Genomic DNA, 24,960 nt, shown 5'->3' on the forward strand with positions numbered 1-24,960 from the left:
AAATTGATTTTTGATAGATAAAACTCGCCGCTGTGTTTCACGGCCCATGGAAAAATGTTGCTCCAGCGCGGATCAAAGCGTAAAGATATTCCCAGATAATGGCTGCGAAATGAATATCGATGGAACGTACAATTAATCTCTGTCCTGGAATTGGCGCCTCAGCGCACATCATTCAGTATACTGAATTATTATTCCCTTCAGTCTATTTTGAGCAACCACATCTGTATCTGATACAACAAGGCCATAAGCGCGTACGCTGGCAACAACACGAAGTGGTCGCTCATCCCGGCGAGCTGTTGATTATCGACGGCGGGCAAACGGTGGACATTATTAACGGCCCGTCCGAAGACGGCGTATTCAGTTGCCAACTGCTAACCTGCGATCCCCTGTTGCTCACCGTCCAACCTCCGGCCGAGGAAACGCCGGCGCCGATGCCGTTCGATGCCGTCCTGGCGCTGCGCAACCTGCCCTGCGCCCTAAAGCACAGTTTTGAAACCACCGGCCTGGCGCTGACGCTGCGGCAACGCTTTCCCACCATCATCGTGCGGCACAAAATGCTGGAAATTCTGTTGTGGCTGGCCCAATTCGGCATTCGCTTTATTCACAACGAAGCCAAGGATCTGACGCAGCGCGTGCGCCGCTGCCTGGCGACCGATCCGCACAGCATTTGGACGGCGGCCAAAGTCGCGGAGAGCCTGTCGATGAGTGAAGTGATGTTGCGCCGCAAACTGTCGATGGAAAACACCGCGTTGCGCAACCTGATGATTGACGTGCGCATGAGCAGCGCACTGGCCCTGCTGCAGTCGACCGACTGGCCGATCTCCGCCATCGCGCAACATGTGGGTTATGAAAGCGCCTCGCGTTTCGCCGAACGTTTTCGCAAACGCTTCGGTTTCGCCCCTACCGCCATTCGCGGTCATCAGAGAATAATGGAACCTGCCTTTGACCAGCATTACGGTTCCGGCTAATCAATGGCGGCAAACACTGCAATTTAGCCCGGATAAACGATGGCATCGCAATGATGTGGGCGTGCCGAGCAACCTATCTTGACGTATCCGCCAGCGACCGCTGGCACCTTTTCCTGGTTGTTCTCTTCCTGCCGCTGGCTATTTATCCCGCACAACCCACTGCTCGGTTCTCCACCAAAGCATTAAGTATTTTCCTATTTTGACCGACGCCTAAAATTTGCTTGCTATACTGCTTTTCTATCTGACTGTCTAAAGCGAGAACGTAAAAATGCGGCAAAGAAACAACGTTAAAGCCAAGCTTAAGCAAGCTGGTGAAAAGCTGGTGCTTGCCAGCTGTCTCTTGTTGCTGCTTTATTACGCATTGCAATGGTCGTTGCTCCTCGGTGATTTTTAATTAATTTTATTTATTTATTTTATTGCTGAATTAATTGCACCGGTGGCCTGTTTCCTGCTGCCACGGCAAATTCCGAGGGCCAATCGTCACTATCCCAAACGCAAAACCCGCGCGACTTAATTAGCTCGTTAATTATAAGAATAGCATATACTTGCAGTCTAATTCTATAACCCCATGAATATACTACCCTTGCAGCTAGACCATCCCACCTTCTTATTGTATGATAGCGCGCGGAAATGCGCTGGTTTTTTATAACTACTTTAATCTGAAGCCAGACGATGCCATATAGGATAAGTAACTTAGGGAATATAATGTGAATATATTAAGTTTTGTTTGGCTAGCTCTCGCTTTCGCCACTTTTTTCCTACACCACAGAACCATTTTCGCCCTGTTGATTCTCGCATCCATCTTTCAATCAAGCGCTATTATTAACACAGGGAGTAATAGCCTACCTATATTTTACTTTATCGAGCTGGTTTTAATAACCCGGTTTTTTTTCACTTCAAAAAACAGCACATCCGTCTGGAACTTAAAACACCGGGTATTTCTGCAATCGCTGGTAATAATTGTTCTTTTTTGGTTCTTTACCTATGCGTTAACCCACCTATTTGAAGGGGTAAGAGTTTATTCACCGGCTTATAGCTTTGAAAATAATTACGCCAAAAAAGGTATCTCGCTTGTGTGGGGCAATAACAACATCAAGCAACTGATTCTAATCACGCTGAACCTGATAACGCTGTATGTCATTTACGTCAAGCGGCGTGAAATCACGCCTGAATATGCACTGAAAACCATCATTTTCACGACGCTGGTTTTCTCCGCTTACTGTCTGATTTGGCTCCTTGCCAGGCCGCTGGCGAATGCGATTCAGATTTTGATGTATAACAGCATGCATAACGCCAATGCCATTTTTGAATCCAGACTGAGCGGTACCTTCGGTGAACCGTCATTCGCCGGTATCTTTATTGGCGCAACCATCGTGCCTCTTTTGGTTGCCAAGGGGTTGCGACTGAAGCTAGTGGCCCTATTGATGGTGCTGCTCTTGGTTAAAAACGGCTCTACATCGGGCTATTTTACCCTGCTTACGTCGCTGTGCGGCACATTCATTTTCAGTACGCGTTTTAGCCTGATACAGAAAGCTCTATTTTCTCTGGCTTTGGTCATCGTATCAAAGCTCACATTTATCTTTTTCCTGGAGAAAATAACCGATTACGCGGATAAAAAAGCGCAAACGATCTCTCACCTCGTGCGCTCCGCCTCCAACTACAATGCCCTTGAAATTATGTATAATACCTTTGGCTTGGGCGTCGGTATCGGTAGCGCAAGAATATCTTCTCTGCCTCTGTCCCTACTTGCTAACTTCGGAATATTGGGGACGATACTGTTAGTCGGTTTTATCGTATCCAAGCTTATTCGTTCGCAATATAACGTCGCCGGCAACGAAGCCCATTCCATGCTTAAATTTATGCTTTTCTCCGCATTTTTGGGCTCCTGCGCCGCCAACCCCGATTACTCTTACGGGTTCATTTGGGTTCTTATTTTCAGTTGCCTGTTGACAGGGAAAACACAGCCGTCACTGCCACGATCAACGCAACAGCGCGCGCTCTGACATCGGCAAGCGTCCCTTGGACCGCTTGCCACCACATACACGCTCAGGCCGACGCGAACCGCGTCAGCCTGCCAGGCAGCTCCGCCACCAGTTTGTCTACCGCCAGCCGCACCTTGAGCGGCTGGTAAGGCATATAGGGCCACACGACGTTCACCGGGAAACTGAGGCTGGACCCACCGCGCATGATCTCCACCAACGTCCCCGCCATCAAGCGCTCGCGCACCAGCCACTCCGGCAGCCAGGCAATACCGGCGCCGGCGGACACCGCATCGACAATCCCCTGCATGTCATCCATCATCATCTTGGCCGGTGGCCTGAACGGCCGCAGCTCGCCGTTTTCGCCGCGAAGCTGCCAGGGCAGCACGGCGCCGGCGTGCAGATACCCCACCGCCTGATGTCGGCTTAACGCCTCTACCGTTCTCGGCTCGCCGCAGCGCTGCAGATAATCGGGCGAGGCGCACAGCAGCATGCCGTGTTCGCCCAAGCGCCGGGCAACCAGGCTGCCGCTGTCCGCCAGCTCGCCAATGCGAACCGCCAGATCGAACCCCTCGTCGATCAGATCGATCCTGCGGTCGCTGAATGAAATTTCAAGCGTCAGCAAGGGATGTTCATTCGCCAGCGCCGTCAACACGGGCGCAATGCACAAATGGCCGAACAGCACCGGCACCGAGACTCTGAGCCGGCCGCTGACCTGCATCTTGCCGCTGTCGAGCTGGTTTTCCGCCGCCTGAACGTTTGCCAACGCCTGCCGGCAGTGCTCATAATACAGCGCCCCTTCATCCGTCAGGCTCAGGCTGCGCGTGGTGCGCATAAACAACATCACGCCAAGCCGAGCCTCGAGACGCGATACGATTTTGCTGACCGCAGAGCGCGTCAGATGCAGTTTCTCTGCGGCGGCGGCGAAACTGCCGCCTTCCGCCACGGCGACAAACGCCGGCAGTGCGCTGAGATCGCTTTTCATCTTAATGCTTCCAAATTGGAATCAATTTGGTGAAAACCTATCACCACTGGTGAACATCAAGCAATGATAACCTGCAGTCATTCCGAATCCCCGGTGAAAACCACAGATGACCGTCAGAGGACAACAGCATGAAAAAAATACTGGTACTCAAATCCAGCATTATGGGAAATGACTCGCAGACCAATAACCTGATTGACCGCTATCTGGCGGCGCGTAAGGCGAAAGGACACGAAGATCGGATCGTCGAACACGATCTGACGGCGTTGGATCTGCCGGTATTGGACGGCGAGCTGTTCGGTGCGCTGCGCGGCGCGGAAAACATCAGCCCACGCGCCAAAGCGGCGGTGGCGCTCTCCGACCGGCTGATTGCCGAACTGAAAGAGAGCGATCTGCTGCTGCTCGGCGCGCCAATGTACAACCTCAACGTCCCGACCCAGCTGAAAAACTGGTTCGATCTGGTGGCCCGCGCCCGGATGACCTTCAACTATACCGCCACCTACCCGGTGGGGCTGGTGGAAGGCGTCAATGCGCTGGTATTCAGTTCACGCGGCGGCATGCACGCCGGGCACCCGACCGATGCCGTAACGCCCTACCTGCGTTCGGTGCTGGGGTTGATGGGGATCGGCGACGTGCAATTTATCTATGCCGAAGGGCTGGATATGAGACCGCACGGCCTCGCGCAGGGGCTGGCGAATGCCCACCAGCGGATCGTGGAGTTAGTGGGCTGACGCAAAAATATCAATAGAAGGAAAGGCAGTCCATTGCCTAATTTATTTTCCTAAGCGCCATCAATGCGTATTTGTATATTCCCACCGGCGCTGCTTGAAAGTGTTAAGCGGCCGCCAGTGGGCCACGTAAGATTTAAAACATCATCACCATCTTGATAGTAAACATCTTTAACGACAGTGACAGGTTCACTATCTTTCAATTTATATAATGTAAATATCGCAACCGTGGTGTCAGTTTTTAAATAAACTCTGGCTACTCCACTTGTTTTCCCCCACACTGAACGTTGAAGCATCGTAGGCGTGTTCGCTTGAAGCAACATCGTTGTTGCCATACTACCCACCTGTGACTTTAATAAAGGCGGCTCTCTCAATTCAGACGAGTAGTTAAATACCGGTGAAGGTATCAACGACACACTATGCATCCGCAATGCGCCGCCCGATATCGATGGCGCTGCACAGCAGATATCCCAAATAGAATAAAGAGGGGTGCTTTCAATGGTAATACGCGCCACATAATAGCCACCTTCAATCGTCCACGGAATTTTCTTCTCTATTTTTGTCGCCTCAGTATAGTTATCATCGGTTGCCGTCACCCGGATACCCGGAGAATCGCCGATAGCAGTTGCATAAGCCATAACGGTCATCGTACCGGTCTGGTTGACATCAAAGGTCCTATTTAATAATCCGGAATAATAGGACGTCGCAGTATTACTGCTGGTCACCTCTTGCGCAACAACCTTAACACCGTTACCGGAAATATTAAAACCCATAGGCATCCCGTTATTCTGGTCAACAGTCAGCAAACGGGAATTGGGAATATAACTACCATAGGTTCTTTCAAGATTAATCCGCCGACTTCCGATGGTAATGTCACCATTCATCATATTGCTTTTTAATGGGTTATTTAATTCTAATGTTCCCTTTGATGGCAAAATCGCTGAGTTCAGAATCAAACTGCAACCCGCAGGGTCAGCAAAGTAAAAGAAGGTGTCAGTGCTATCCCCCAGTAAGGGAGAACCCAGTTGGAATTTCCATCCATTGAGATAATATTGCGCTATCTGTGTTTGGGTCGAGTTACTTAGCGTCATCATGCCCTTTAAGCGTGCATAGTCATGAATGAATGTTCCGCCAAAGAAGTCCACAATTCTTGCACCAGAAGCATTCGAATTCACGAGAGTGCCACATTTATCAAAAAGAAAATTGCTACCTGACAGGGTCATTAGCCGCGTGGTCCCTTTTTGATCATTATTGAACACAACTCCTTTACCAAAACCATGAATATTGCTCAGCATCATGCCGTCATGCTCTGAAAAATCAAACATAATGCTTGTTTCCAGCTTAGCCGCCGCGGTGATAGTACTAAAATTAGGCCGAACAACATTCGGATTGCAATGTATATTATCAAAAACCCCTACATCGGCGCACTTCTCCACATGAAAATCGATGCCATAAGCAAAACCATAAATGTTTTGGCAGAACGGCGCCTCACCTTGCTGCGAGAAAAAATTCCAGGCACCAGCATATAGGATGTTGGTAACTGAACATGAACGCCCTACGGTGTGAAAAGTATAACCATACTGAATAAACATTGCCGGATCGGTGATATTCTTTGGCTGTTCATCGTAATAGATCACGAAGCCATCAAATGAAGGACTGATTGTACATTCGAATAGATTAGTTCCTGGTTCCCCCTGTGTTGCTGGTTTTGTACGCACTAACAACACCGAAGGTTCAGCTTTAGGATTAAAACCAGCTGTCATTATGCTTTGATTTCGCCCAGTTCGATAACCTCTGACGGTGACCCCAACAGGTACTTTTAACGAAACATCGCCGGTAATAAGAAAGGTTCCATCGATCCAGACGGTTTTATGCTGCGTTGTCGCCGCATAATCCAATGCCTGCTGAAATATTTCACGACAATCGGTATTGCCCGTAGGATCGGCTCCGAATCGCGATAGCGTCACGCCAAGTTGCGCATGCACATTGGTATAGCCATTATTAATGCTGCCTAATTGCGAAGTTACATCAGTATCATTAATTACGGTGGCAGTGGCACTTAAATTATTCATAAACACCTCGGTGTATATTCAGAAGAATGGAAATAACGAGCGCAGACTACGGCAGCGTGCCGTATAATGAACGTATCAAGAATTCTCAGAGTCACAGAGTTAGAACCGCTGTTTCAGGTACTACAGGACCGCTGCCAAACGGGGAAATCCGCTATTGACCGAATAATGGGTGTTTACGATAAAAATGGGGAGCGCTATATCGCTATATACAGAGAGGTGTAAGCACAGATAAGAAAGGGTTAAAGCCATAAAGCGGCCTACCACCTCCCAGTCAGGCCGCTCTCAGCAGGTGAAACCACGCTGATGTCGCGTAGTATCACACCGGCATATTCATAATATCCTGGTAGGCCGCCACCAGCTTGTTGCGCACCTGCACGCCCAGCTGCAAAGACACCGACGATTTCTGCAGATCGACCATCACATCGTTCAGGCTGATGCCTGGCGCGCCCAGCTCGAAATCCTGCGCCTGCTTGCGCGCCGTTTGCTGGGTATCGCTGATCTTGCCGAGCGCCGCGGTCAGTTCGCTGGCGAAGCTGACGCCCTGCGGCGCCGCATTCTGCCCCATCTTGCCGGCCTGAACCGCCATGGTCTGCATCTGCTGCAGCACCCCTTCAATGCCCTGAATCGCCATCTGGTCCTCAATCATCTCGTCTCGCCGGGTGACGTTTTCACCCTGCACTTCTCCAATGATGCACACCCTAGCACAGCGTTTTCGGACCTAAAGCGGTTAATTAACTGCAAAAAACCCGGCTTATCGGGCAATCGGAATTGTCTGATAAGGCGAATAATGGCCTGCCCAGAAATGGGAGCGCCGCTATTTAGAAGATATGTGTATCAGGGAGTCTGTTTTGTCACACAACGCTAACCATACCGTTCATCAGCCTGGCAGGGAGCTGCTCAGCGGCCCGTACGGGATCGTGAGCGCCATTGAAGGACGAGACCTAAAATGAGTGCTTCGATAACCGCCGGCGAAAGCCGCGACAACGGCCTGCAGGCCATCTGGAACCGTCTGCGCGCCAACCCGAAAATTCCGTTGCTGGTCGCCGCTTCCGCCGCGATCGCGATCGTCGTCGCGCTGCTGTTGTGGGTGAAAAGCCCCGACTACCGCGTGCTGTACAGCAATCTGAACGACCGCGACGGCGGCGCCATCGTCACCCAACTGACGCAGATGAACATCCCTTACCGCTTTGCCGAGAATGGCGCGGCGCTGCTGATCCCGGCGGAAAAGGTGCATGAAACCCGTCTGCGTCTGGCGCAGCAAGGGCTGCCGAAAGGCGGCGCCGTCGGCTTCGAACTGCTGGATCAGGAAAAATTCGGCATCAGCCAGTTCAGCGAGCAGATTAACTATCAGCGCGCCCTCGAGGGCGAGCTGTCGCGCACCATCGAATCGCTGGGGCCGGTGCAAAACGCCCGCGTTCACCTGGCGCTGCCTAAACCTTCGCTGTTCGTGCGCGAACAGAAATCCCCTTCCGCCTCGGTAACGCTCACCCTGCAACCCGGCCGTGCGCTGGACGACGGCCAGATCAACGCCATCGTTTATATGGTGTCGAGCAGCGTCGCCGGCCTGCCGCCGGGCAACGTGACCGTGGTCGATCAGGCCGGCCGCCTGCTGACCCAGTCCGACGGCACCGGGCGCGATCTCAACGCTTCGCAGCTGAAATACGCCAACGAAGTGGAAAACGGCTTCCAGCGCCGCATCGAAGCGATCCTCGCCCCGGTGGTCGGCAGCGCCAACGTGCGTGCGCAGGTCACAGCGCAGATCGACTTCGCCACGCGCGAGCAAACCGATGAACAATACCAGCCGAACCAGCAGCCGGACAAAGCCGCTATCCGCTCCCAGCAAACCAGCCTGAGCGAACAGATCGGCGGGCCGCAGGTGGGTGGCGTGCCAGGCGCGCTGTCCAACCAACCGAGCGCGCCGGCCACCGCGCCGATTGAAACCGCCAAGCCCGCGGCAGGCAACAATGCCAACGCCACCGCGCAAAACGCCGCAACCACCCGCAACGCGGCGGCCAGCGGCGTGCCGCAAAATACCCGACGCGACGCGACCACCAACTACGAGCTCGATCGCACCATCCGCCATACCCAGCACAAAGCCGGCACCGTGCAGCGTCTGTCGGTCGCCGTGGTGGTCAACTACCTGGGCACCGGTAAAGACGGCAAACCGCAGCCGATGGGCAAAGAGCAGTTGGCGCAGATCGAAGCGCTGGTGCGTGAAGCGATGGGCTACTCCAGCAGCCGTGGCGATACCCTGAACGTGGTCAATACGCCGTTTACCGACACTCAGGTGACCGGTGGCGAACTGCCGTTCTGGCAAAGCCAGTCGTTTATCGATCGCCTGATCGACGCGGGCCGCTATCTGCTGGTGCTGCTGGTGGCCTGGCTGCTGTGGCGCAAACTGGTGCGGCCGCAGCTGCAACAGCGCCAGGCCGCGCAACAGGCCGCCATCGCCGCCGCCAACGCCCCTGCCGCCAAAGCGGTCGACAGCAACAAACCGAGCAACGAGGAGCTGGCGCAGCGTCGCAAATCGCAGCAGCGCGTCAGCGCAGAAGTCCAGAGCCAGCGGATCCGCGATCTGGCTGACAAAGACCCGCGCGTGGTCGCTCTGGTAATCCGCCAATGGATGAGTAACGAGATATGAGCCTGACCGGAACCGACAAAAGCGCCATCTTGCTGATGACGCTGGGTGAAGATCGCGCGGCGGAGGTGTTCAAACACCTCTCCTCGCGCGAAGTACAGCTGCTGAGCGGCACCATGGCCGGCATGAGCCAGGTTTCACACAAACAGCTCGGCGAAATACTGACCGAGTTTGAAGACGACGCCGAGCAATACGCGGCGCTGAGCGTCAACGCCAGCGACTACCTGCGCTCGGTGCTGGTCAAGGCGCTGGGCGAAGAGCGCGCCGCCAGCCTGCTGGAAGACATTCTCGAATCGCGCGAGACCACCACCGGCATGGAAACGCTCAACTTTATGGAGCCGCAGAGCGCCGCCGATCTGATCCGCGACGAACACCCGCAGATCATCGCCACTATTTTGGTGCACCTCAAACGCGGCCAGGCGGCGGACATCCTGGCCCTGTTCGACGAACGCCTGCGCAACGACGTGATGCTGCGTATCGCCACCTTCGGCGGCGTGCAGCCGGCGGCGTTGGCGGAGCTGACCGAAGTGCTGAACAACCTGCTCGACGGCCAGAACCTCAAGCGCAGCAAAATGGGCGGTGTGCGCACCGCCGCCGAGATCATCAACCTGATGAAAACCCAGCAGGAAGAAGCGGTCATCGACGCGATGCGCGAATACGACGGCGAGCTGGCGCAGAAGATCATCGACGAGATGTTCCTGTTCGAAAACCTGGTGGAAGTCGACGATCGCAGCATCCAGCGCCTGCTGCAGGAAGTGGAAGGCGAGTCGCTGCTGATCGCGTTGAAAGGTGCCGAACAGCCGCTGCGCGAGAAGTTCCTCAAGAACATGTCGCAACGCGCCGCCGACATCCTGCGCGACGATCTGGCCAACCGTGGGCCGGTGCGCATGTCGCAGGTGGAGAACGAGCAGAAAGCCATCCTGTTGGTGGTAAGACGCCTGGCGGAAACCGGCGAAATGATCATCGGCGGCGGCGAGGACACCTATGTCTGATCGCATTAACACCCTGCCCTGGCAGCCCTGGTCGCTCAACGATTTGGGCGAACAGAAACCGGCGTTCGAACTGCCGCCGCTGCCTGATCTCGAACAAAGCGATCCGTCGCCGGACGCGCAGGCCGAATTGCAGCAGCAGTTGGCGACGCTGCGGCTGCAGGCCGAGCAACAGGGCCAGCAGTTGGGCTATGCCGACGGCCAGCAAAAAGGCTATGAAGCCGGTTTTCAGTCCGGTCTGGAAGAAGGCCGTCAGCAAGGGCTGCTGGAAGCGCAGCAGCAGCAACAGCCGCTGACCGCCCACTGGCAGCAGTTGGTTACCGAATTCCAGCACACGCTGGACGCGCTCGACAGCGTGATCGCTTCGCGGCTGATGCAACTGGCGTTGACCGCCGCCAAACAGGTGCTGGGCCAGCCGCCGGTGTGCGACGGCACCGCCCTGCTCGCGCAGATCCAACAGCTGATTCAACAGGAGCCGATGTTCAACGGCAAGCCGCAGCTGCGGGTCCACCCGGACGACTATCCACGCGTCGAGCAGCAGTTGGGGGTTACCCTCAGCCTGCACGGCTGGCGCCTGTTGGCGGACGGCGAACTGCATCCGGGCGGCTGCAAGGTCAGCGCCGAGGAAGGCGATCTCGACGCCAGCCTGGCGACGCGCTGGCATGAACTGTGCCGCCTGGCGGCACCGGGAGAAGTCTGATGACCGCGCGTCTCGGCCGCTGGCTGAGTTCTCTGGATACGCTGGAAAAACGCATCGCCCGCGCGCCGACGGTGCGCCGCTACGGTCGCCTGACCCGCGCCACCGGGTTGGTGCTGGAGGCTACCGGCCTGCAGCTGCCGCTCGGGGCGACCTGCCTCATCGAACGGCACGACGCCGGTGAGGTGCAGGAAGTGGAAAGCGAAGTGGTCGGCTTCAACGGCCAACGGCTGTTCCTGATGCCGCTGGAAGAGGTCGAAGGCATCGTGCCGGGCGCGCGGGTTTACGCCCGCATCGCGCCGGAAGGCCAAAGCGCCGGCAAACAGCTGCCGCTCGGCCCGGCGCTGCTGGGGCGCGTGCTGGACGGCAGCGCTAAACCGCTCGACGGCCTGCCTTCGCCGGAAACCGGTTACCGCGCGCCGCTGATCACCGCGCCGTTCAACCCCTTGCAGCGCACGCCGATCGAGCAGGTGCTGGACGTGGGGGTGCGCACCATCAACGGTCTGCTGACCGTCGGTCGCGGCCAGCGCATGGGCCTGTTCGCCGGCTCCGGCGTCGGCAAGAGCGTGTTGCTCGGCATGATGGCCCGTTATACCCAGGCGGATGTGATCGTCGTTGGCCTGATCGGCGAGCGCGGCCGCGAGGTCAAAGACTTTATCGAGAACATTCTCGGCGCCGAAGGCCGGGCGCGCTCGGTGGTGATCGCTGCGCCGGCGGACGTGTCGCCGCTGCTGCGCATGCAGGGGGCGGCCTACGCCACCCGCATCGCCGAAGATTTCCGCGATCGCGGGCAGCACGTGTTGCTGATCATGGACTCCCTTACCCGCTACGCCATGGCGCAGCGTGAGATCGCCCTGGCCATCGGCGAACCGCCGGCGACCAAAGGCTATCCGCCTTCGGTCTTCGCCAAGCTGCCTGCGCTGGTGGAACGCGCGGGCAACGGCATCAGCGGCGGCGGCTCCATCACCGCCTTCTACACCGTGTTGACCGAAGGGGACGATCAGCAAGATCCGATCGCCGACTCGGCGCGCGCCATCCTCGACGGCCACGTGGTGCTGTCCCGGCGCCTGGCGGAAGCCGGCCACTACCCGGCGATCGACATCGAAGCGTCAATCAGCCGCGCCATGACGTCGCTGATCGACGAAGAGCATTACCGCCGGGTACGCACCTTCAAGCAGATGCTGGCCAGCTATCAGCGCAACCGCGATCTGATCAGCGTCGGCGCCTACGCGGCGGGCAGCGATCCGTTGCTGGACAAAGCGATGACGCTGTACCCGCAGATGGAAGCGTACCTGCAACAGGGCATCTTTGAACGCAGCGGCTACGATGAAGCCTGTCAACAGCTGCAGCAGTTGATTGTTTAACGTCACCAGAGGCGCACAGCGATGAAATCACAATCCCCCCTGATTACCCTGCGCGATCTGGCGCAGGATGCGGTGGAACAGGCCGCGCAACAGCTTGGCCAGGTGCGGCAGGCGCAGCAGGCGGCGGAGCAACAGCTGTCGATGCTGCTCAACTATCAGGACGAATATCGCCAGAAGCTGAATCATACGCTTTGCGACGGCATGGACAGCTCTCGCTGGCAAAACTACCAGCAGTTTATCGGCACGCTGGAACAGGCCATCGACCAGCACCGCCAGCAGCTGCTGCAGTGGGGGCAGAAAGTGGATCATGCGGTGAAGCAATGGCAAGACAAACAACAGCGGCTGAACGCTTTCGAGACTCTGCATACCCGCGCCATAAATGCGGAGCAGCAGCAGGAGAATAAACGGGATCAAAAACTGATGGATGAGTTCGCTCAACGCAGTGCACAAAGGAATATCAACCCATGAATCTGAACGCCCTGCCCGGCCTGGCCTTACCCGGCGATGCCGGCGGTCTGGCCGAACTGACGTCGGCGCTGGATGAGAGCCAGCTGTCATCCGCTTTCGCCCAACTGCTCGGCGCACGTTTCGCGCCCGCCGCCGACGGCAAACAGCCGCCGGTCGCGCTGAGCGCGGACGATGAACGCGCCCCGGCCCTGAGCCGCAATCAGCTCAATCAACTGCTGGCCACCTTCGGCGAGCGCGGCGGCCTGCTGCCGGGTCTGGCAACCCCAGCCGACGCGCTTTCACCTGAAGGCACCGAGAGCGAGACGCTCGTGGCCGGCGATAAACCGGCGCAGCCGCCGATCGCCGCCGCCAAAGAGCTGGATGCCGCGACGCTGCAGGCGCTGTATGCCATGCTGCCGGCCGCGATCGTCGCCCAGCCTCAGCCAGCCGATGGCCAACGGCCGCTGCCGGTGGAAAACGCTGACGATGCGGCCGCGCTGCAGACCGGCAATGGCCTGCTGAACATTGCGGCGGCCGGTGATAACACCGCCGCGCGTTCATCGGCATCCCCTGCTCCGACAGGAACAGGCACGAAAACGCCTGCAGCCGATGGCGATAACGCCACGGCGGCGCTCCCGCAATCGACCAGCGGCGAGCGCGCAAGTGCCGCACAGCCGCTGCCGGCGGGCGATACCCAGCAGCAGCCGACGCTCAATCACGCCGTCGCCCTGGCCGCCGCCAGCCCAACGCAAACGGCCGCCCCGGCCGGCTCACTGGTGACGGCGCCGCCTACGCCGCAGTTAAACGCGCAGTTGGGTAGCCCGGAATGGCAGCAGGCGCTGAACCAACAGGTGCTGATGTTCCATCGCAACGGCCAGCAAAGCGCCGAGCTGCGTCTGCATCCGCAGGAGCTGGGCGCCTTGCAGATCACGTTGAAACTGGACGATCAGCAGGCGCAACTGCACATCGCCTCCGCTCACGGCCAGGTGCGCGCGGCGGTGGAAGCGGCGATGCCGCAGCTGCGCCACGCGCTGGCGGAGAGCGGCATCAACCTGGGGCAGAGCAGCGTGGGCGGCGAGTCCACGCCACAATGGCAACAGGCGCAGCAGCAGGCCTCCAACAGCCAGGGGCGTTCCAGCTATGCTGAACACCCTGGCGATGAGGCTGCGGCCGCCGACGGCGTCAGCGCGCCGATGGCGCTGCAGCGCATGGCCAGCGCGGTCAACGGCGTCGATATTTTCGCCTGAGCCGCCGCAAACGCCCAAGCTGGCACCCATTTGCGCGTCTATTCAGGCTATTGCACGCCGCGATAGACGCGATAATACCTTTACATGTCATGCGTGCGGCTTTGCCGCGCGCCATGCCCGCCGCCTCGCCGGCCGCGGGTGGAACAACAGGAATTAGATTTGGCTATGTCTCAGAACACCCTTCCGGCAGCACCGAAACGCTCCCTTCTGGTCATCCTGCTGGTGTTGATCAGCGTCGTCGCCTGTGGCGCCGCGGGCTACAGCTGGTGGCTGCTGCAACAGCATAAAAACGGCGCCGAACCGGCCGCCGCCAAACAGCAACCGCCGGCCGCGCCGGTGTTCATGCCGCTCGACACCTTTACCGTCAACCTGGTGACGCCGGACAACAACCCGGATCGCGTGCTGTACATCGGCCTCACGCTGCGTCTGCCGGACGAAAGTACCCGCCGTCAGCTGAACGATTTTCTGCCGGAAGTGCGCAGCCGCTTGCTGATGCTGCTCTCCCGCCAGGAAGCGAGCCAGTTGGCCAATGAACAAGGGAAGCAACAGCTGGTGGCGCAGATTAAGGACGTGCTCAGCCCGCCGCTGGTTAAGGGACAACCGAAGCAGGTGGTCAGCGACGTGCTGTTCACCGCCTTCATACTGCGGTAATCACTATGGGCGATAGCATTCTTTCACAGGCAGAGATCGACGCCTTGCTCAACGGCGACAGCGCGGGTGATGAACCCGAGGCGGTGGTCGGCAAAGAGAGCGAGGTCAAGCCTTACGATCCGAACACCCAGCGCCGCGTGGTGCGCGAGCGTCTGCACGCGCTGGAAATCATCAACGAACGTTTTGCCCGGCAGTTCCGCATGGGGTTGTTCAACCTGCTGCGCCGCAGCCCGGACATTACCGTCGGCCCGATCAAAATCCAGCCGTATCACGAGTTCGCCCGCAACCTGCCGGTGCCGACCAACCTGAACCTGGTGCATCTGAATCCGCTGCGCGGCACTGCCCTGTTCGTGTTCGCGCCGAGTCTGGTGTTCATCGCCGTCGACAACCTGTTCGGCGGCGACGGCCGCTTCCCGACCAAGGTCGAAGGCCGCGAATTCACTCCGACCGAACAGCGGGTGATCAAACGCATGCTGCGCCTGGCGCTGGACGCCTATGGCGACGCCTGGAGCGCCATCTACAAAATCGACGTGGAATACGTGCGCGCCGAAATGCAGGTGAAGTTCACCAACATCACCACCTCGCCGAACGACATCGTGGTCACCACGCCGTTCCAGGTGGAGATCGGCGCGCTGACCGGCGAGTTCAACATCTGCATTCCGTTCGCGATGATCGAACCGCTGCGCGAGCTGTTGACCAACCCGCCGCTGGAAAACTCGCGGCAGGAAGACAGCCACTGGCGCGAAACCCTGGTGAAGCAGGTGCAGCATTCCGAACTGGAACTGATCGCCAACTTCGTCGATATCCCGATGCGGCTGTCGAAAGTCCTGAAGCTGCAACCGGGCGATGTATTACCGATAGACAAGCCGGAACGCCTGATCGCCCATGTGGACGGCGTACCGGTTCTGACCAGCCAATACGGCACGTTGAACGGGCAATACGCCCTGCGTGTTGAACATTTGATTAACCCTATTTTGAATGCTCTGAGTGAGGAACAGCCCAATGAGTGATCCTAAGCAACCGTCTGGCGAAGGAAAGGAATCCGTAGACGATCTGTGGGCTGATGCGTTTAACGAGCAGCAGTCTTCAGAGAAATCCGGCGCGAGCACCGAAGGGGTGTTCAAGTCGCTGGAAGCTCAGGATGCGCTCGGCAGCCTGCAGGATATCGACCTGATCCTGGATATTCCGGTCAAGCTGACCGTGGAACTGGGGCGCACCAAGATGACCATCAAAGAGCTGTTGCGCCTGTCGCAAGGCTCAGTGGTGGCGCTGGACGGCCTGGCCGGCGAACCGCTGGATATCCTGATCAACGGTTACCTGATCGCACAAGGTGAAGTGGTGGTGGTGGCCGACAAGTTCGGCGTGCGCATCACCGACATCATCACCCCCTCCGAACGCATGCGTCGACTGAGCCGCTGATGACCGCCGCGGCGCCCGTTACCGTCCAAAGCACCCAACACCCCGCCGCGCCGGCCTTGCCGGCCGGTTCGGTGTTGATGCAGGTCAGCAGCGCGCTCGGCGGCATTCTGCTGCTGATCCTGCTGGCCGGTTGGCTGTTCCGTCGGCTGGGTTTCGCCCCGCAGGCGCGCAACAACAAACTGCTCAACCTGCGCGCCAGTTGCCAGGTCGGGCAGCGCGAACGCGTGGTGGTGGTGGAAGTCGACGACACCTTGCTGGTATTGGGCGTCACCGCCCAGCAGATCACCCCGCTGCACACCCTGCCCGCCCCGCCGAAAGACGAGGGCGCGGCCGACGCGGCGACACCGGCGGACTTCCGTCAACTGATGCAAAAAGTTCTGAAACGCCCGGAAAAATCGGCATGACCTCGACTCTTCATACCCTCGTCCGCCGCCCGGCGGTTTGGCTCCCCGCCGCCCTGCTGCTGATCAGCCCGGCGGCTTTTGCACAACTGCCGGGGCTGATCAGCCAGCCGCTGGCCAATGGCGGCCAAAGCTGGTCGCTGCCGGTGCAGACGCTGGTGCTGTTGACTTCACTGACCTTCCTGCCGGCCATGCTGCTGATGATGACCAGCTTCACCCGCATCATCATCGTGCTCGGCCTGCTGCGCAACGCGCTGGGCACGCCGTCGGCGCCGCCGAACCAGGTGATGCTGGGGCTGGCGCTGTTCCTGACCTTCTTCATCATGTCGCCGGTGTTCGACAAGGTTTATCAGGACGCCTATCTGCCGTTCAGCCAGGACAAGATCGGGCTGGAGGTCGCGCTGGATAAAGGCGCGCAGCCGCTGCGCGAATTCATGCTGCGGCAAACGCGCGAAACCGACCTGGCGCTGTACGCCAGACTGGCCAATCAGCCGCCGCTGGCCGGCCCGGAAGCGGTGCCGATGCGCATCCTGCTGCCCGCCTACGTCACCAGTGAACTGAAAACCGCCTTCCAGATCGGCTTTACGGTGTTTATTCCGTTCTTGATCATCGACCTGGTGGTCGCCAGCGTGCTGATGGCGCTGGGGATGATGATGGTGCCGCCGGCCACTATCTCGCTGCCGTTCAAGCTGATGCTGTTCGTGCTGGTCGATGGCTGGCAGCTGCTGCTCGGCTCGCTGGCGCAGAGCTTCTATTCGTAACCCCTGACCGGAGAACGCGAGATGACACCTGAATCGGTTATGGCGCTCGGCACCGAGGCGATGAAAGTCGCGCTGGCGCTGGCCGCCCCGCTGCTGCTGGCGGCGCTGATCAGCGGCCTGGTCGTCAGCCTGCTGCAGGCCGCCACCCAGATCAACGAAATGACGCTGTCGTTCATCCCTAAAATTCTGGCGGTGGTGGCCACCATCATCATCGCCGGCCCCTGGATGTTGAACCTGCTGCTGGACTACATGCGCACCCTGTTCAGCAACCTGCCTACCCTGATCGGCTGACCGTGCTCGCCTTCGACAGCGCCCAACTCACCGTTTGGCTCAGCCACTATTTTTGGCCGCTGCTGCGCATTCTGGCGCTGATCGGTACCGCGCCGATATTCAGCGAAAAGCAGATCAGCAAAAAGGTCAAAATCGGCCTTGGCGGACTGATCGTCATCCTGATCGCGCCGACGCTGCCCGCCAGCAATATCCCGATCTTCTCCGCCGCCGGCCTGTGGCTGGCGATCCAACAGATTCTGATCGGCGTGGCGCTGGGATTGACCATGCAGTTCGCCTTCGCGGCGGTGCGCCTGGCGGGCGAAGTGATCGGCATGCAGATGGGCCTGTCATTCGCCACCTTCTTCGATCCCAGCGGCGGCCCAAACATGCCGGTGCTGGCGCGCCTGCTCAACCTGCTGGCGATGCTGCTGTTCCTCAGCTTTGACGGCCATCTGTGGCTGATTTCGCTGCTGGCGGACAGCTTCCACACCCTGCCTGTCCAAACGCAGCCGCTGAACGGCAACGGCTTCCTGGTGCTGACTCAGGTCGGCTCGCTGATCTTCATCAACGGCATGATGCTGGCGCTGCCGCTGATCTGCCTGCTGCTGACGCTCAACATGGCGCTCGGCCTGCTCAACCGCATGACGCCGCAGCTGTCGGTCTTCGTGATCGGCTTCCCGGTCACCATGACCTTCGGCATCATGACGCTGGGCATGATGATGCCGATGCTGGCGCCGTTCTGCGAACACCTGTTCGGCGAAGTGTTCGATCGATTGGCGGCGGTGATCGGCGGCATGACCTTCTGAATCCGGCGGCCCCTTCCTTCCCCCTCTTCCGCCTAAGACAAAATGGCAATAAAAACGCTTTCTTGGGACAAAAGCCTGAGAAACGGCTTTTATCCGGATTAAGGTTCAAATGTCTCCGGCGGCTTGAATAAATAAAACCCCGACCTAGAATAGACCCGGCAACAGAAATATCGCTTGTACCACGCTAGCCATCAGCGGCGATAAAAACGTTGACTCCCAAGTGAAAATAAAAAATAACGCAGTCACGCAGGGTTAAATGCGCGACAGATAACTTACACCCTGAATAAATGCGTCCGGCGCCCGCCGGCTGCAGGGCGCAGCATCGACCTTTGCTAACCACAGGAGCGAGTTCATGATTAAAGCGAAAAGCAACCGCAAAGCACGCCGGTTATTCGGTTTGACCCACTGGAAAAGCAACAAGTTTAGAGTTTCGTTTACCGAGACGGCCGACGGCGGAAAATGGAAAGTGGAGAAGAAAAAGAAATAGCAGCGCTATTTATCGTCAGGAAAATAATATCTATCGCGATTTTTCCACCGCTGATTTCAATAATGCCGTTACGCATTAAACAGCGGTGACAATCTTATTATTACTTTCCTGATGAAAAAACGGCGCGTCACTCAGTCAGTAGTGGGAGAACGAGTGACGCGCCAAACGAGTGCGCCCGGTTTCAAGAAGCCTCCCTCCCCGCGGGGCGGAGAAGGCGTTTTCTAAGCGCACTAAAGGGAAACCCGTCGCGGTCAGGCAACGGGGTATTGCTCTTAACGATTCATCTGGAACAGCGACATACCCTGCATATCGCTGAAGGTTTTATACGACGCCTGCAGCGCCGCCTGCTGCATGAAATAAGACGAGATAGACTCGGCCAGGTCGGCATCCGTCAACGCGCTCATCTGGATCTGGTTGGTCATGTCACGCTCTTTACCGATGCTGTCCAGTTGATCCATCTCCTGCAGCTGGCTGCCCAGCTCGGCGCGCACGCTCAGCACGTTGTTGTAGGAGTTGTCCAGGCCGCGGTTGGCTTTCGCCAGCGCATCGTTCACCTGCTGCTTGGTGGCCTCGTCGGCGCCCTGCAGCGGGGTTTTCAGCGCGTTCAGCGCGATATCGATGCTCTCGAATACGTTGCTGACCGGCGCGCTGCCGTCCGGCTCGGGCTTAGGGTTGCTGGTCAACGACATGAACACCGCGTTGCCGGTATGGCCGATGGTCATGGTGCGGTTGGCGTCCACTTTCTGCTGAACCGTCTTGTCGCCGCCCTGATAGCTGACGGTGCCGCCGTTATCGACGAACGGCGCCTTGTCGTTCACGTATCCGCCGAACATATAGCGGCCGTTGCCGTCGGTGCTGTTGGCCTGATTCAGCAGCTGATCTTTCAGCCCCTGCAGCTGGGTGGCCAGCGACTGGCGATCGTTATCGCTTTCGGTGCCGCCGGCGTTGACGATCAGCGCCTTCATGTCCGCGATGGTGGAGGTCGCGCCGGCCAATACCGTTTCTTCCATCGACACGTTCTGACGAGCGAAGGTGCGCGCCAGCGTGTACTGGCTGTTTTCCGCCTGCGATTGCGACAACATCACCGCGCGTGACGCCGCCAGCGGATCGTCGGACGGGTTGATCACCCGCTTGCCCGAAGAAAGCTGCTCGGCCGCCTTCATGAACAGCGACTGGTTGCCCGTGATGCCGTTCATGTTCTGTTGGTACATCATGCTGGTGCTCATGCGCATGCTGTGGGTTCCTTACTCTGAGCGACCGGCGCCGTTATCGGCGCCGATTAACAATGAAATCAACGAATATTCAGCAGCGCGTCGAACAGCGAGCTGGCGGTCTGAATCACCTGCGCGTTGGCCATGTAGTACTGCTGGAAACGCAGCAGCTCGCCATACTCTTCGTCAAGGTTGACGCCGGACATCGACTGCTGTTGCGCGCCCAGTTGCGTGACGATCTTGGCCTGCGACGTGGCGATGGCCTTGGCGGCAGCGGTCTGGTTGCCGACGCCGCTGACGATGCCGGCGTAAGCGCCGCTCAGGGTCGCCTTGCCGTCCACCAGGTTTTTGGTCTGCAGATCCAGCAGCTTCTTGGCGTTTTCGTTATCGCCGCGCCCGCTGTCGTCTTTACCGGCGGCGGCGATCTTGGACGAATCGGTGATGGCCACTTTCAGGTTGCCCGCCACGTCGCTGACCGGTTTCACGGTGAAGCTGTCTTTGGCTTGCGCATTGCCGTCGATGCTCACTTCCAACCCGTCGAAGTTCAGCGTCGGTTTGCCGTCGGCGCTGGTGCCCGGCGTCGCGTTGACTTTCACGTTGTCCGGCAGGCGGCTGACCTGCCAGTTGCTGCCGTCGAACTCGACGCGATAATCGTTGGCCTTCACCTTGCCGGTATCGGTGTAAGCGACCGACAGCGACGCGTCGCCGGTGTTGCGGGTGTTATCCACCACCCGGCCGCCGCTGAAGCTGAAGAAGTCGCCGCCCGCATCGCCGTTCAGATCGAAGCCGGCGCGATGCTGTTGGTTAAAGCTGTCCGCCATCGCCAGCGCCAACTGGCCCAGTTGATTGCGCACGCCGTCCAGCGTTTCGCTGCGGAATTTCAGCACGCCGCTCAGCGTGCCGCTGGTGATCTGGCCTTCCGGCACTTCGCTGGCGCCGTTGCCGCGGTTATAGCCGATGGTCAGACGGGAAGGATCGCTGCTGGAAGGCACGGCTTCCACCTGATAGGTGTTGCTGCCCTGCACCAGCGTCAAGCCGTTGGCGAAGGAGACAGTATAGGCGTCGCCGTCCTGTTGCGTGACCTGTACGCCCACCAGCTGGTTCAATTCGGTGACCAGCTGATCGCGCTGATCCAGCAACGCATTCGGCTCGCCGGCGGCGCTGCCGCGCAAACGGGTGATCTCGTCGTTCAGCTTGGCGATCTGTTGGCCGTAGCTGTTGATCTGCTGCGCCGTATCGCTGATCTGCTGATTAACGCCGTTATCCATGTCGCGCAGGAATTTATCGGTATTGTTGAACTGGTTCACCAGGCCGTTAGCCTTGCCCAGCACCGTCTGGCGCGCGGCGTCGTCACCGGCGTTGCTCACCAGGTTCTGCAGGTTGGTAAAGAAGTCCTGCATGTTGGTCGACAGCGGGTTGGTCTTGCTCGCCAACAGGTTGTCGATCTGTGAAATCTTCTCGTAATAGGCGTTTTGCGCCCCGAACGCGCTTTGTGCGCCGCGCAGCTGGTTGGTGATGAACTGGTTGTATTCGCGGTTGACGCTGGTGACGGTCACGCCGTTGCCGATAAAGCCGCTCATGGTGGCCATGCCGCCATTCTGCGCCAGGATCGCGGTCTGGCGGTTGTAGCCCGCCACGTTGTAGTTAGAGATGTTGTTGCTGACGGTACTGAGCGCCACCTGAGCCGCATTCAGCCCGCTCATCGCGGTATTGATTAAGCTATTGGACATCGGAATTCCTTATGCTGCGGCGCCGGTGGCCCACAGGGTTCTTAATTGAGCTGCTGAGCCTGTTCGCTCAGCCTGTTTCGGTTATCGGCAAAAATGAGAAGAACTTGAGGAAAAAAAGCGGCAATGCGGTCAGCATCCAGCGAGCCTCCATTACCGCCTATCCCCTAAATAATTGGCGCCGCAGCAAGACGACAAGCAAGGGAGACCCCGGGAGCTTGGTTAAGCCAAGTGACCGGGGCGAGCTTGTGCAATCAACGCCGCTGCAGCGTCAAGAATGACGGGGGATTTAGAACAAATCGTTCAGATCGTGGGTATAGGCTTTCACCGCCTGCTCCCCCGCGTTCTTCATCTGCTGAATCACGCTGACCAGTTTGCTGGCGTACTGCGGGTCGGTGGCGTACCCGGCGCGTTGCAGCGCATGCGCCGCCTGCTCCGGGCTGCGCGCAGCGGCCACATCGGCGTAGCGCGGGTTGTTGGTCAACAGCTTGACGTAATCGGCGATCGCTTCCACATAGGAACCGTAGACGCGGAACTTCGCCTTCACCTTCTTCGCCGCACCCTGTTCGAACTCGGTGGTGGTGATCTCCGTCACCGGTCCGCTCCAGCTGCCGCCGGCCTTGATGCCGAACAGGTTGTAGCTCGGCGTGCCGTCTGAGGTCGGGATCTCGCGCTGCCCCCAGCCGGACTCCAACGCCGCCTGCGCGACGATCAGCTGATGGGGAATGCCGCTCTGCTGGCTGGCGACCTTCGCCGGGATCGACAGGCGAGCGACGAAGTTGCCGTTGTTGAGTGACAGCGGCGCGGCGGCCGGCGGGGCTTTCGGCATCGCGCGGCGCACCATCTGCTCCAGCGCCTGGTTCGGCAGCGTTTGCAGCACCTCGTTGTCCAGCGCCATCGGCGACAGGCCCGCCGTTTCGCTCGGCACCGCGTTGGCGTTGCTCATCTGCTTGACCATCATGTCGGCCAGCCCCAGCCCTTTTTGCGACATCTGCTGGGCGATTTGCTGGTCGTACATCGAGGTATACAGCCGCGTTTGGTCGCTGCTCAACACCCCGTCCTGCGGCAAGGCGGAACGCATGCTTTTCAGCATCATCTGCACGAACATGCCTTCTACCTGCTGCGCCACCTGCTTGAGGTTGCCCTGCGGGTCGGCCGCCGCGTCGCGCTTCAGGCCGTTCAGCGCCTGGGCGTCATAGGCCGCGCCCGACATCGCCATCAGATCGCCGGCCATCAGATGATTTCCAGCTTGGCGCGCAGGCAGCCGGCGCTCTGCATCGCCTGCAGGATCGACATCAGATCGATCGGCGTGGCGCCCAGCGCGTTCAGCGCCCGGATCACGTTGTTCAGGTTGGCGCTGGCGTTCACTTTCTGCAGCGATCCGCCCTGCTGTTGCACCGAGATCTGGGTGTTAGGCGTCACCACCGTCTGGCCGCCGCCGAACGGTGTCGTCGGTTGGCTGACGGTGTTCTGCCGATCGACCACCACCGACAGGTTGCCCTGGGCGACGGCGCAAGAATCGAGGATCACATCGCGGTTCATCACGACCGAACCGGTGCGCGAGTTGATGATCACTTTGGCGTCCATCGCCCCGACGTTGACGGTGATGTTTTGAATCTCCGCCAGGAAGCGCACCTGAGAGCTGTTGCCCTGCGGCACCAGCACCTGGATCGTGCGGGCGTCGAGCGGCGTCGCGGTGCCGCCGCCGCGTTGGCGGTTGATGGCGTCGCTGATCTGCTGCGCCAGCGTGAAATCCTCGTCGTTCAGCTGAAGGTTGAGAACGCCGCCGCTGCCGAAGGTGGTCGGCAACTCGCGCTCGATGGTAGCGCCGTTGCTGATGCGCCCGCCCGCCAGCTGGTTGACCTGCACGCTGCTGCCGCCGGCCGCCGCGCCCGCGCCGCCGACCAGCACGTTGCCCTGCGCCAGCGCATAGACCTGATTATCCACGCCTTTGAGCGGCGTCATCAGCAAGGTGCCGCCACGCAGGCTCTTGGCGTTGCCCATCGAAGAAACCACCACGTCGATGTTCTGCCCAGCGCGTGAGAACGGCGGCAGTTTGGCGGTCACCATCACCGCCGCCACGTTTTTCAACTGCATGTTGGTGCCCGGCGGCACGGTGATGCCCAGCTGCGACAGCATGTTGCTCAAGCTTTGGGTGGTGAACGGCGTCTGCATGGTCTGGTCGCCGGAGCCGTCCAGCCCCACCACCAGGCCGTAGCCGATCAGGGCGTTGTCTCGCACGCCCTGCACCGTCACCAGATCGCGGATGCGCTCCGCCGCCGCCGGCAAGCACACCAGCCCGACGCACAGCGCGATAAACCATTTTTTCAGCATCAGTCAATCCTTAGAACGGTGAAACATTTAAGAAGAAGCGCTGCAGCCAGCCCATGGTCTGCGCTTCGTTGATATAGCCATTGCCGACGTATTCGATACGCGCGTCCGCCACCTGCGTCGAGGTCACCGAGTTGTTGCCGCTGATGGTGCGCGGGTTGACGACGCCGGAGAAGCGGATGAATTCGGTGCCCTGGTTGATGGCGATCTGCTTTTCCCCCACCACGTGCAGGTTGCCGTTGGCCAGCACCTGGTTGACCGTCACCGTGATGGTGCCGTTGAAGGTGTTGTTGGCGTTGGCGCCGCCCTTGCCGCCGAAGGTGCTGTCGCCGGAAATGTCCATATCGGCGCGCGCATTGCCCAACAGGCCGTCGAGGTAACGCGGCGAGGTGGCGACGCCGAACTTGCTGGCGCCGTTGCGGCTGGCGTTGGCGGAGGAGCTTTTGCTGGCGCTGACGTTTTCCTGCAGCACGATGGTCAGGGTGTCGCCGACGTTGCGCGGCCGGCGGTCTTCGAACAGCGGCTGATAGCCGTAGTTCATCGGCTGCACCGTCTGGAAGATCGAGCCGTTCGGCATCGGCGCGCTGGCCGGCGCGGGTTGCGCCGTGGTCGCGCCGTCCACCAGCGGTTTGTGCGGAATATAAGCGCAGCCGCTCAGCGTCAGCATCACCATTCCCGCCAGCCAGCGTTGTCCCTGCCGCGGCAGGATTGCCATCGAATATGTGGTTACCACGGGTATCGCCTTTGTTTCACGAAAGAGAATGACGGGCGCGGCATGCCGGGCC

25 protein-coding genes are annotated in these 24,960 nt (G+C 58.9%); 17 read left to right on the plus strand and 8 right to left on the minus strand.

Annotation, left to right across the window (positions count from 1 at the left end):
* Window positions 1-119: 119 nt before the first annotated feature.
* Both ACP39K_RS03465 and ACP39K_RS03470 read left to right on the plus strand, forming a co-directional pair.
* Window positions 120-968, plus strand: a complete 849-nt coding sequence (locus ACP39K_RS03465) for a helix-turn-helix transcriptional regulator (protein ID WP_243810299.1) — start codon at window positions 120-122, stop codon at window positions 966-968.
* A gap of 707 nt (window positions 969-1,675) precedes the next feature.
* Window positions 1,676-2,971, plus strand: coding sequence for a hypothetical protein (locus tag ACP39K_RS03470; protein WP_049299135.1), 1,296 nt, complete (start codon window positions 1,676-1,678; stop codon window positions 2,969-2,971).
* Window positions 2,972-3,014: 43 nt separating this feature from the next.
* On the opposite strand, the gene ACP39K_RS03475 is transcribed toward ACP39K_RS03470, so the two are convergent.
* Window positions 3,015-3,932 carry a LysR family transcriptional regulator gene (locus ACP39K_RS03475; RefSeq protein WP_089184732.1) on the minus strand — a complete coding sequence of 306 codons (918 nt, stop codon included), beginning with the start codon at window positions 3,930-3,932 and terminating at the stop codon, window positions 3,015-3,017.
* Window positions 3,933-4,060: 128 nt separating this feature from the next.
* Here ACP39K_RS03475 and ACP39K_RS03480 point away from each other — a divergent pair, with 128 nt between their 5' ends.
* Entirely contained in the window at window positions 4,061-4,660 is a 600-nt protein-coding gene (locus tag ACP39K_RS03480; RefSeq protein WP_089184733.1) for an FMN-dependent NADH-azoreductase, read from the plus strand.
* 50 nt (window positions 4,661-4,710) lie between these two features.
* Here the strand turns inward: ACP39K_RS03480 and ACP39K_RS03485 are convergent, their stop codons facing one another.
* Together ACP39K_RS03485 and fliE are read right to left on the minus strand one after the other, a co-directional pair.
* Window positions 4,711-6,729 (minus strand): glycosyl hydrolase family 28-related protein, encoded by a 2,019-nt coding sequence (locus ACP39K_RS03485; protein ID WP_145957358.1) that lies wholly within the window; start codon window positions 6,727-6,729, stop codon window positions 4,711-4,713.
* A gap of 316 nt (window positions 6,730-7,045) precedes the next feature.
* Window positions 7,046-7,360 (minus strand): flagellar hook-basal body complex protein FliE, encoded by a 315-nt coding sequence (gene fliE, locus ACP39K_RS03490; protein WP_234722537.1) that lies wholly within the window; start codon window positions 7,358-7,360, stop codon window positions 7,046-7,048.
* A 315-nt stretch (window positions 7,361-7,675) separates the two neighbouring features.
* Between fliE and fliF the strand changes: the two genes are divergently transcribed.
* The 14 genes from fliF (at window position 7,676) to sra (ending at window position 18,906) form a co-directional block, all read left to right on the plus strand.
* Window positions 7,676-9,370, plus strand: coding sequence for a flagellar basal-body MS-ring/collar protein FliF (gene fliF / locus ACP39K_RS03495; RefSeq protein ID WP_197788088.1), 1,695 nt, complete (start codon window positions 7,676-7,678; stop codon window positions 9,368-9,370).
* Window positions 9,367-10,359: a flagellar motor switch protein FliG gene (fliG, locus tag ACP39K_RS03500; protein ID WP_004934775.1), complete on the plus strand. Its 993-nt coding sequence runs from the start codon at window positions 9,367-9,369 to the stop codon at window positions 10,357-10,359. Before fliF ends, fliG begins: the two co-directional genes overlap by 4 nt.
* Entirely contained in the window at window positions 10,352-11,056 is a 705-nt protein-coding gene (gene fliH, locus ACP39K_RS03505) for a flagellar assembly protein FliH (RefSeq protein ID WP_016927310.1), read from the plus strand. The genes fliG and fliH overlap by 8 nt, the downstream gene beginning before the upstream one ends.
* Window positions 11,056-12,417 (plus strand): flagellar protein export ATPase FliI, encoded by a 1,362-nt coding sequence (gene fliI / locus ACP39K_RS03510; RefSeq protein ID WP_004934781.1) that lies wholly within the window; start codon window positions 11,056-11,058, stop codon window positions 12,415-12,417. The genes fliH and fliI overlap by 1 nt, the downstream gene beginning before the upstream one ends.
* 21 nt (window positions 12,418-12,438) lie before the next feature.
* Window positions 12,439-12,885: a flagellar export protein FliJ gene (gene fliJ, locus ACP39K_RS03515; protein WP_016927309.1), complete on the plus strand. Its 447-nt coding sequence runs from the start codon at window positions 12,439-12,441 to the stop codon at window positions 12,883-12,885.
* Window positions 12,882-14,111: a flagellar hook-length control protein FliK gene (locus ACP39K_RS03520; RefSeq protein WP_060444637.1), complete on the plus strand. Its 1,230-nt coding sequence runs from the start codon at window positions 12,882-12,884 to the stop codon at window positions 14,109-14,111. Before fliJ ends, ACP39K_RS03520 begins: the two co-directional genes overlap by 4 nt.
* A gap of 165 nt (window positions 14,112-14,276) precedes the next feature.
* A complete protein-coding gene (gene fliL / locus ACP39K_RS03525; RefSeq protein WP_016927307.1) occupies window positions 14,277-14,762 on the plus strand; it encodes a flagellar basal body-associated protein FliL in 486 nt (161 codons plus the stop codon).
* A 5-nt stretch (window positions 14,763-14,767) separates the two neighbouring features.
* Window positions 14,768-15,772: a flagellar motor switch protein FliM gene (fliM, locus tag ACP39K_RS03530; protein ID WP_004934798.1), complete on the plus strand. Its 1,005-nt coding sequence runs from the start codon at window positions 14,768-14,770 to the stop codon at window positions 15,770-15,772.
* Window positions 15,765-16,181, plus strand: coding sequence for a flagellar motor switch protein FliN (gene fliN / locus ACP39K_RS03535; protein WP_004934799.1), 417 nt, complete (start codon window positions 15,765-15,767; stop codon window positions 16,179-16,181). Before fliM ends, fliN begins: the two co-directional genes overlap by 8 nt.
* Window positions 16,181-16,585: a flagellar biosynthetic protein FliO gene (fliO, locus tag ACP39K_RS03540; RefSeq protein WP_033640029.1), complete on the plus strand. Its 405-nt coding sequence runs from the start codon at window positions 16,181-16,183 to the stop codon at window positions 16,583-16,585. Before fliN ends, fliO begins: the two co-directional genes overlap by 1 nt.
* The gene (fliP, locus tag ACP39K_RS03545; RefSeq protein WP_004934802.1) at window positions 16,582-17,343 is read left to right on the plus strand and encodes a flagellar type III secretion system pore protein FliP; all 762 of its coding nucleotides are present in this window, start codon (window positions 16,582-16,584) and stop codon (window positions 17,341-17,343) included. The genes fliO and fliP overlap by 4 nt, the downstream gene beginning before the upstream one ends.
* A gap of 21 nt (window positions 17,344-17,364) precedes the next feature.
* Entirely contained in the window at window positions 17,365-17,634 is a 270-nt protein-coding gene (fliQ, locus tag ACP39K_RS03550; RefSeq protein WP_004934803.1) for a flagellar biosynthesis protein FliQ, read from the plus strand.
* A 2-nt stretch (window positions 17,635-17,636) separates the two neighbouring features.
* A complete protein-coding gene (gene fliR / locus ACP39K_RS03555) occupies window positions 17,637-18,419 on the plus strand; it encodes a flagellar biosynthetic protein FliR (RefSeq protein WP_033640028.1) in 783 nt (260 codons plus the stop codon).
* Window positions 18,420-18,771: 352 nt separating this feature from the next.
* Window positions 18,772-18,906 carry a stationary-phase-induced ribosome-associated protein gene (gene sra, locus ACP39K_RS03560; RefSeq protein ID WP_087763075.1) on the plus strand — a complete coding sequence of 45 codons (135 nt, stop codon included), beginning with the start codon at window positions 18,772-18,774 and terminating at the stop codon, window positions 18,904-18,906.
* A 272-nt stretch (window positions 18,907-19,178) separates the two neighbouring features.
* On the opposite strand, the gene flgL is transcribed toward sra, so the two are convergent.
* The 5 genes from flgL to flgH all read right to left on the minus strand — a co-directional run bounded on the left by flgL (window position 19,179) and on the right by flgH (window position 24,890).
* The gene (gene flgL / locus ACP39K_RS03565; RefSeq protein ID WP_016927302.1) at window positions 19,179-20,138 is read right to left on the minus strand and encodes a flagellar hook-associated protein FlgL; all 960 of its coding nucleotides are present in this window, start codon (window positions 20,136-20,138) and stop codon (window positions 19,179-19,181) included.
* Between the two features lie 59 nt (window positions 20,139-20,197).
* Window positions 20,198-21,847 (minus strand): flagellar hook-associated protein FlgK, encoded by a 1,650-nt coding sequence (gene flgK, locus ACP39K_RS03570; protein WP_016927301.1) that lies wholly within the window; start codon window positions 21,845-21,847, stop codon window positions 20,198-20,200.
* Window positions 21,848-22,133: 286 nt separating this feature from the next.
* A complete protein-coding gene (gene flgJ / locus ACP39K_RS03575; protein WP_049299127.1) occupies window positions 22,134-23,078 on the minus strand; it encodes a flagellar assembly peptidoglycan hydrolase FlgJ in 945 nt (314 codons plus the stop codon).
* Complete coding sequence (locus tag ACP39K_RS03580) at window positions 23,078-24,178, minus strand: flagellar basal body P-ring protein FlgI (RefSeq protein WP_004934816.1); 1,101 nt, start codon at window positions 24,176-24,178, stop codon at window positions 23,078-23,080. The genes flgJ and ACP39K_RS03580 overlap by 1 nt, the downstream gene beginning before the upstream one ends.
* 10 nt (window positions 24,179-24,188) lie before the next feature.
* A complete protein-coding gene (gene flgH / locus ACP39K_RS03585; protein ID WP_004934817.1) occupies window positions 24,189-24,890 on the minus strand; it encodes a flagellar basal body L-ring protein FlgH in 702 nt (233 codons plus the stop codon).
* Window positions 24,891-24,960: the final 70 nt, after the last annotated feature.

This window comes from Serratia sp. EC4, assembly GCF_059652115.1.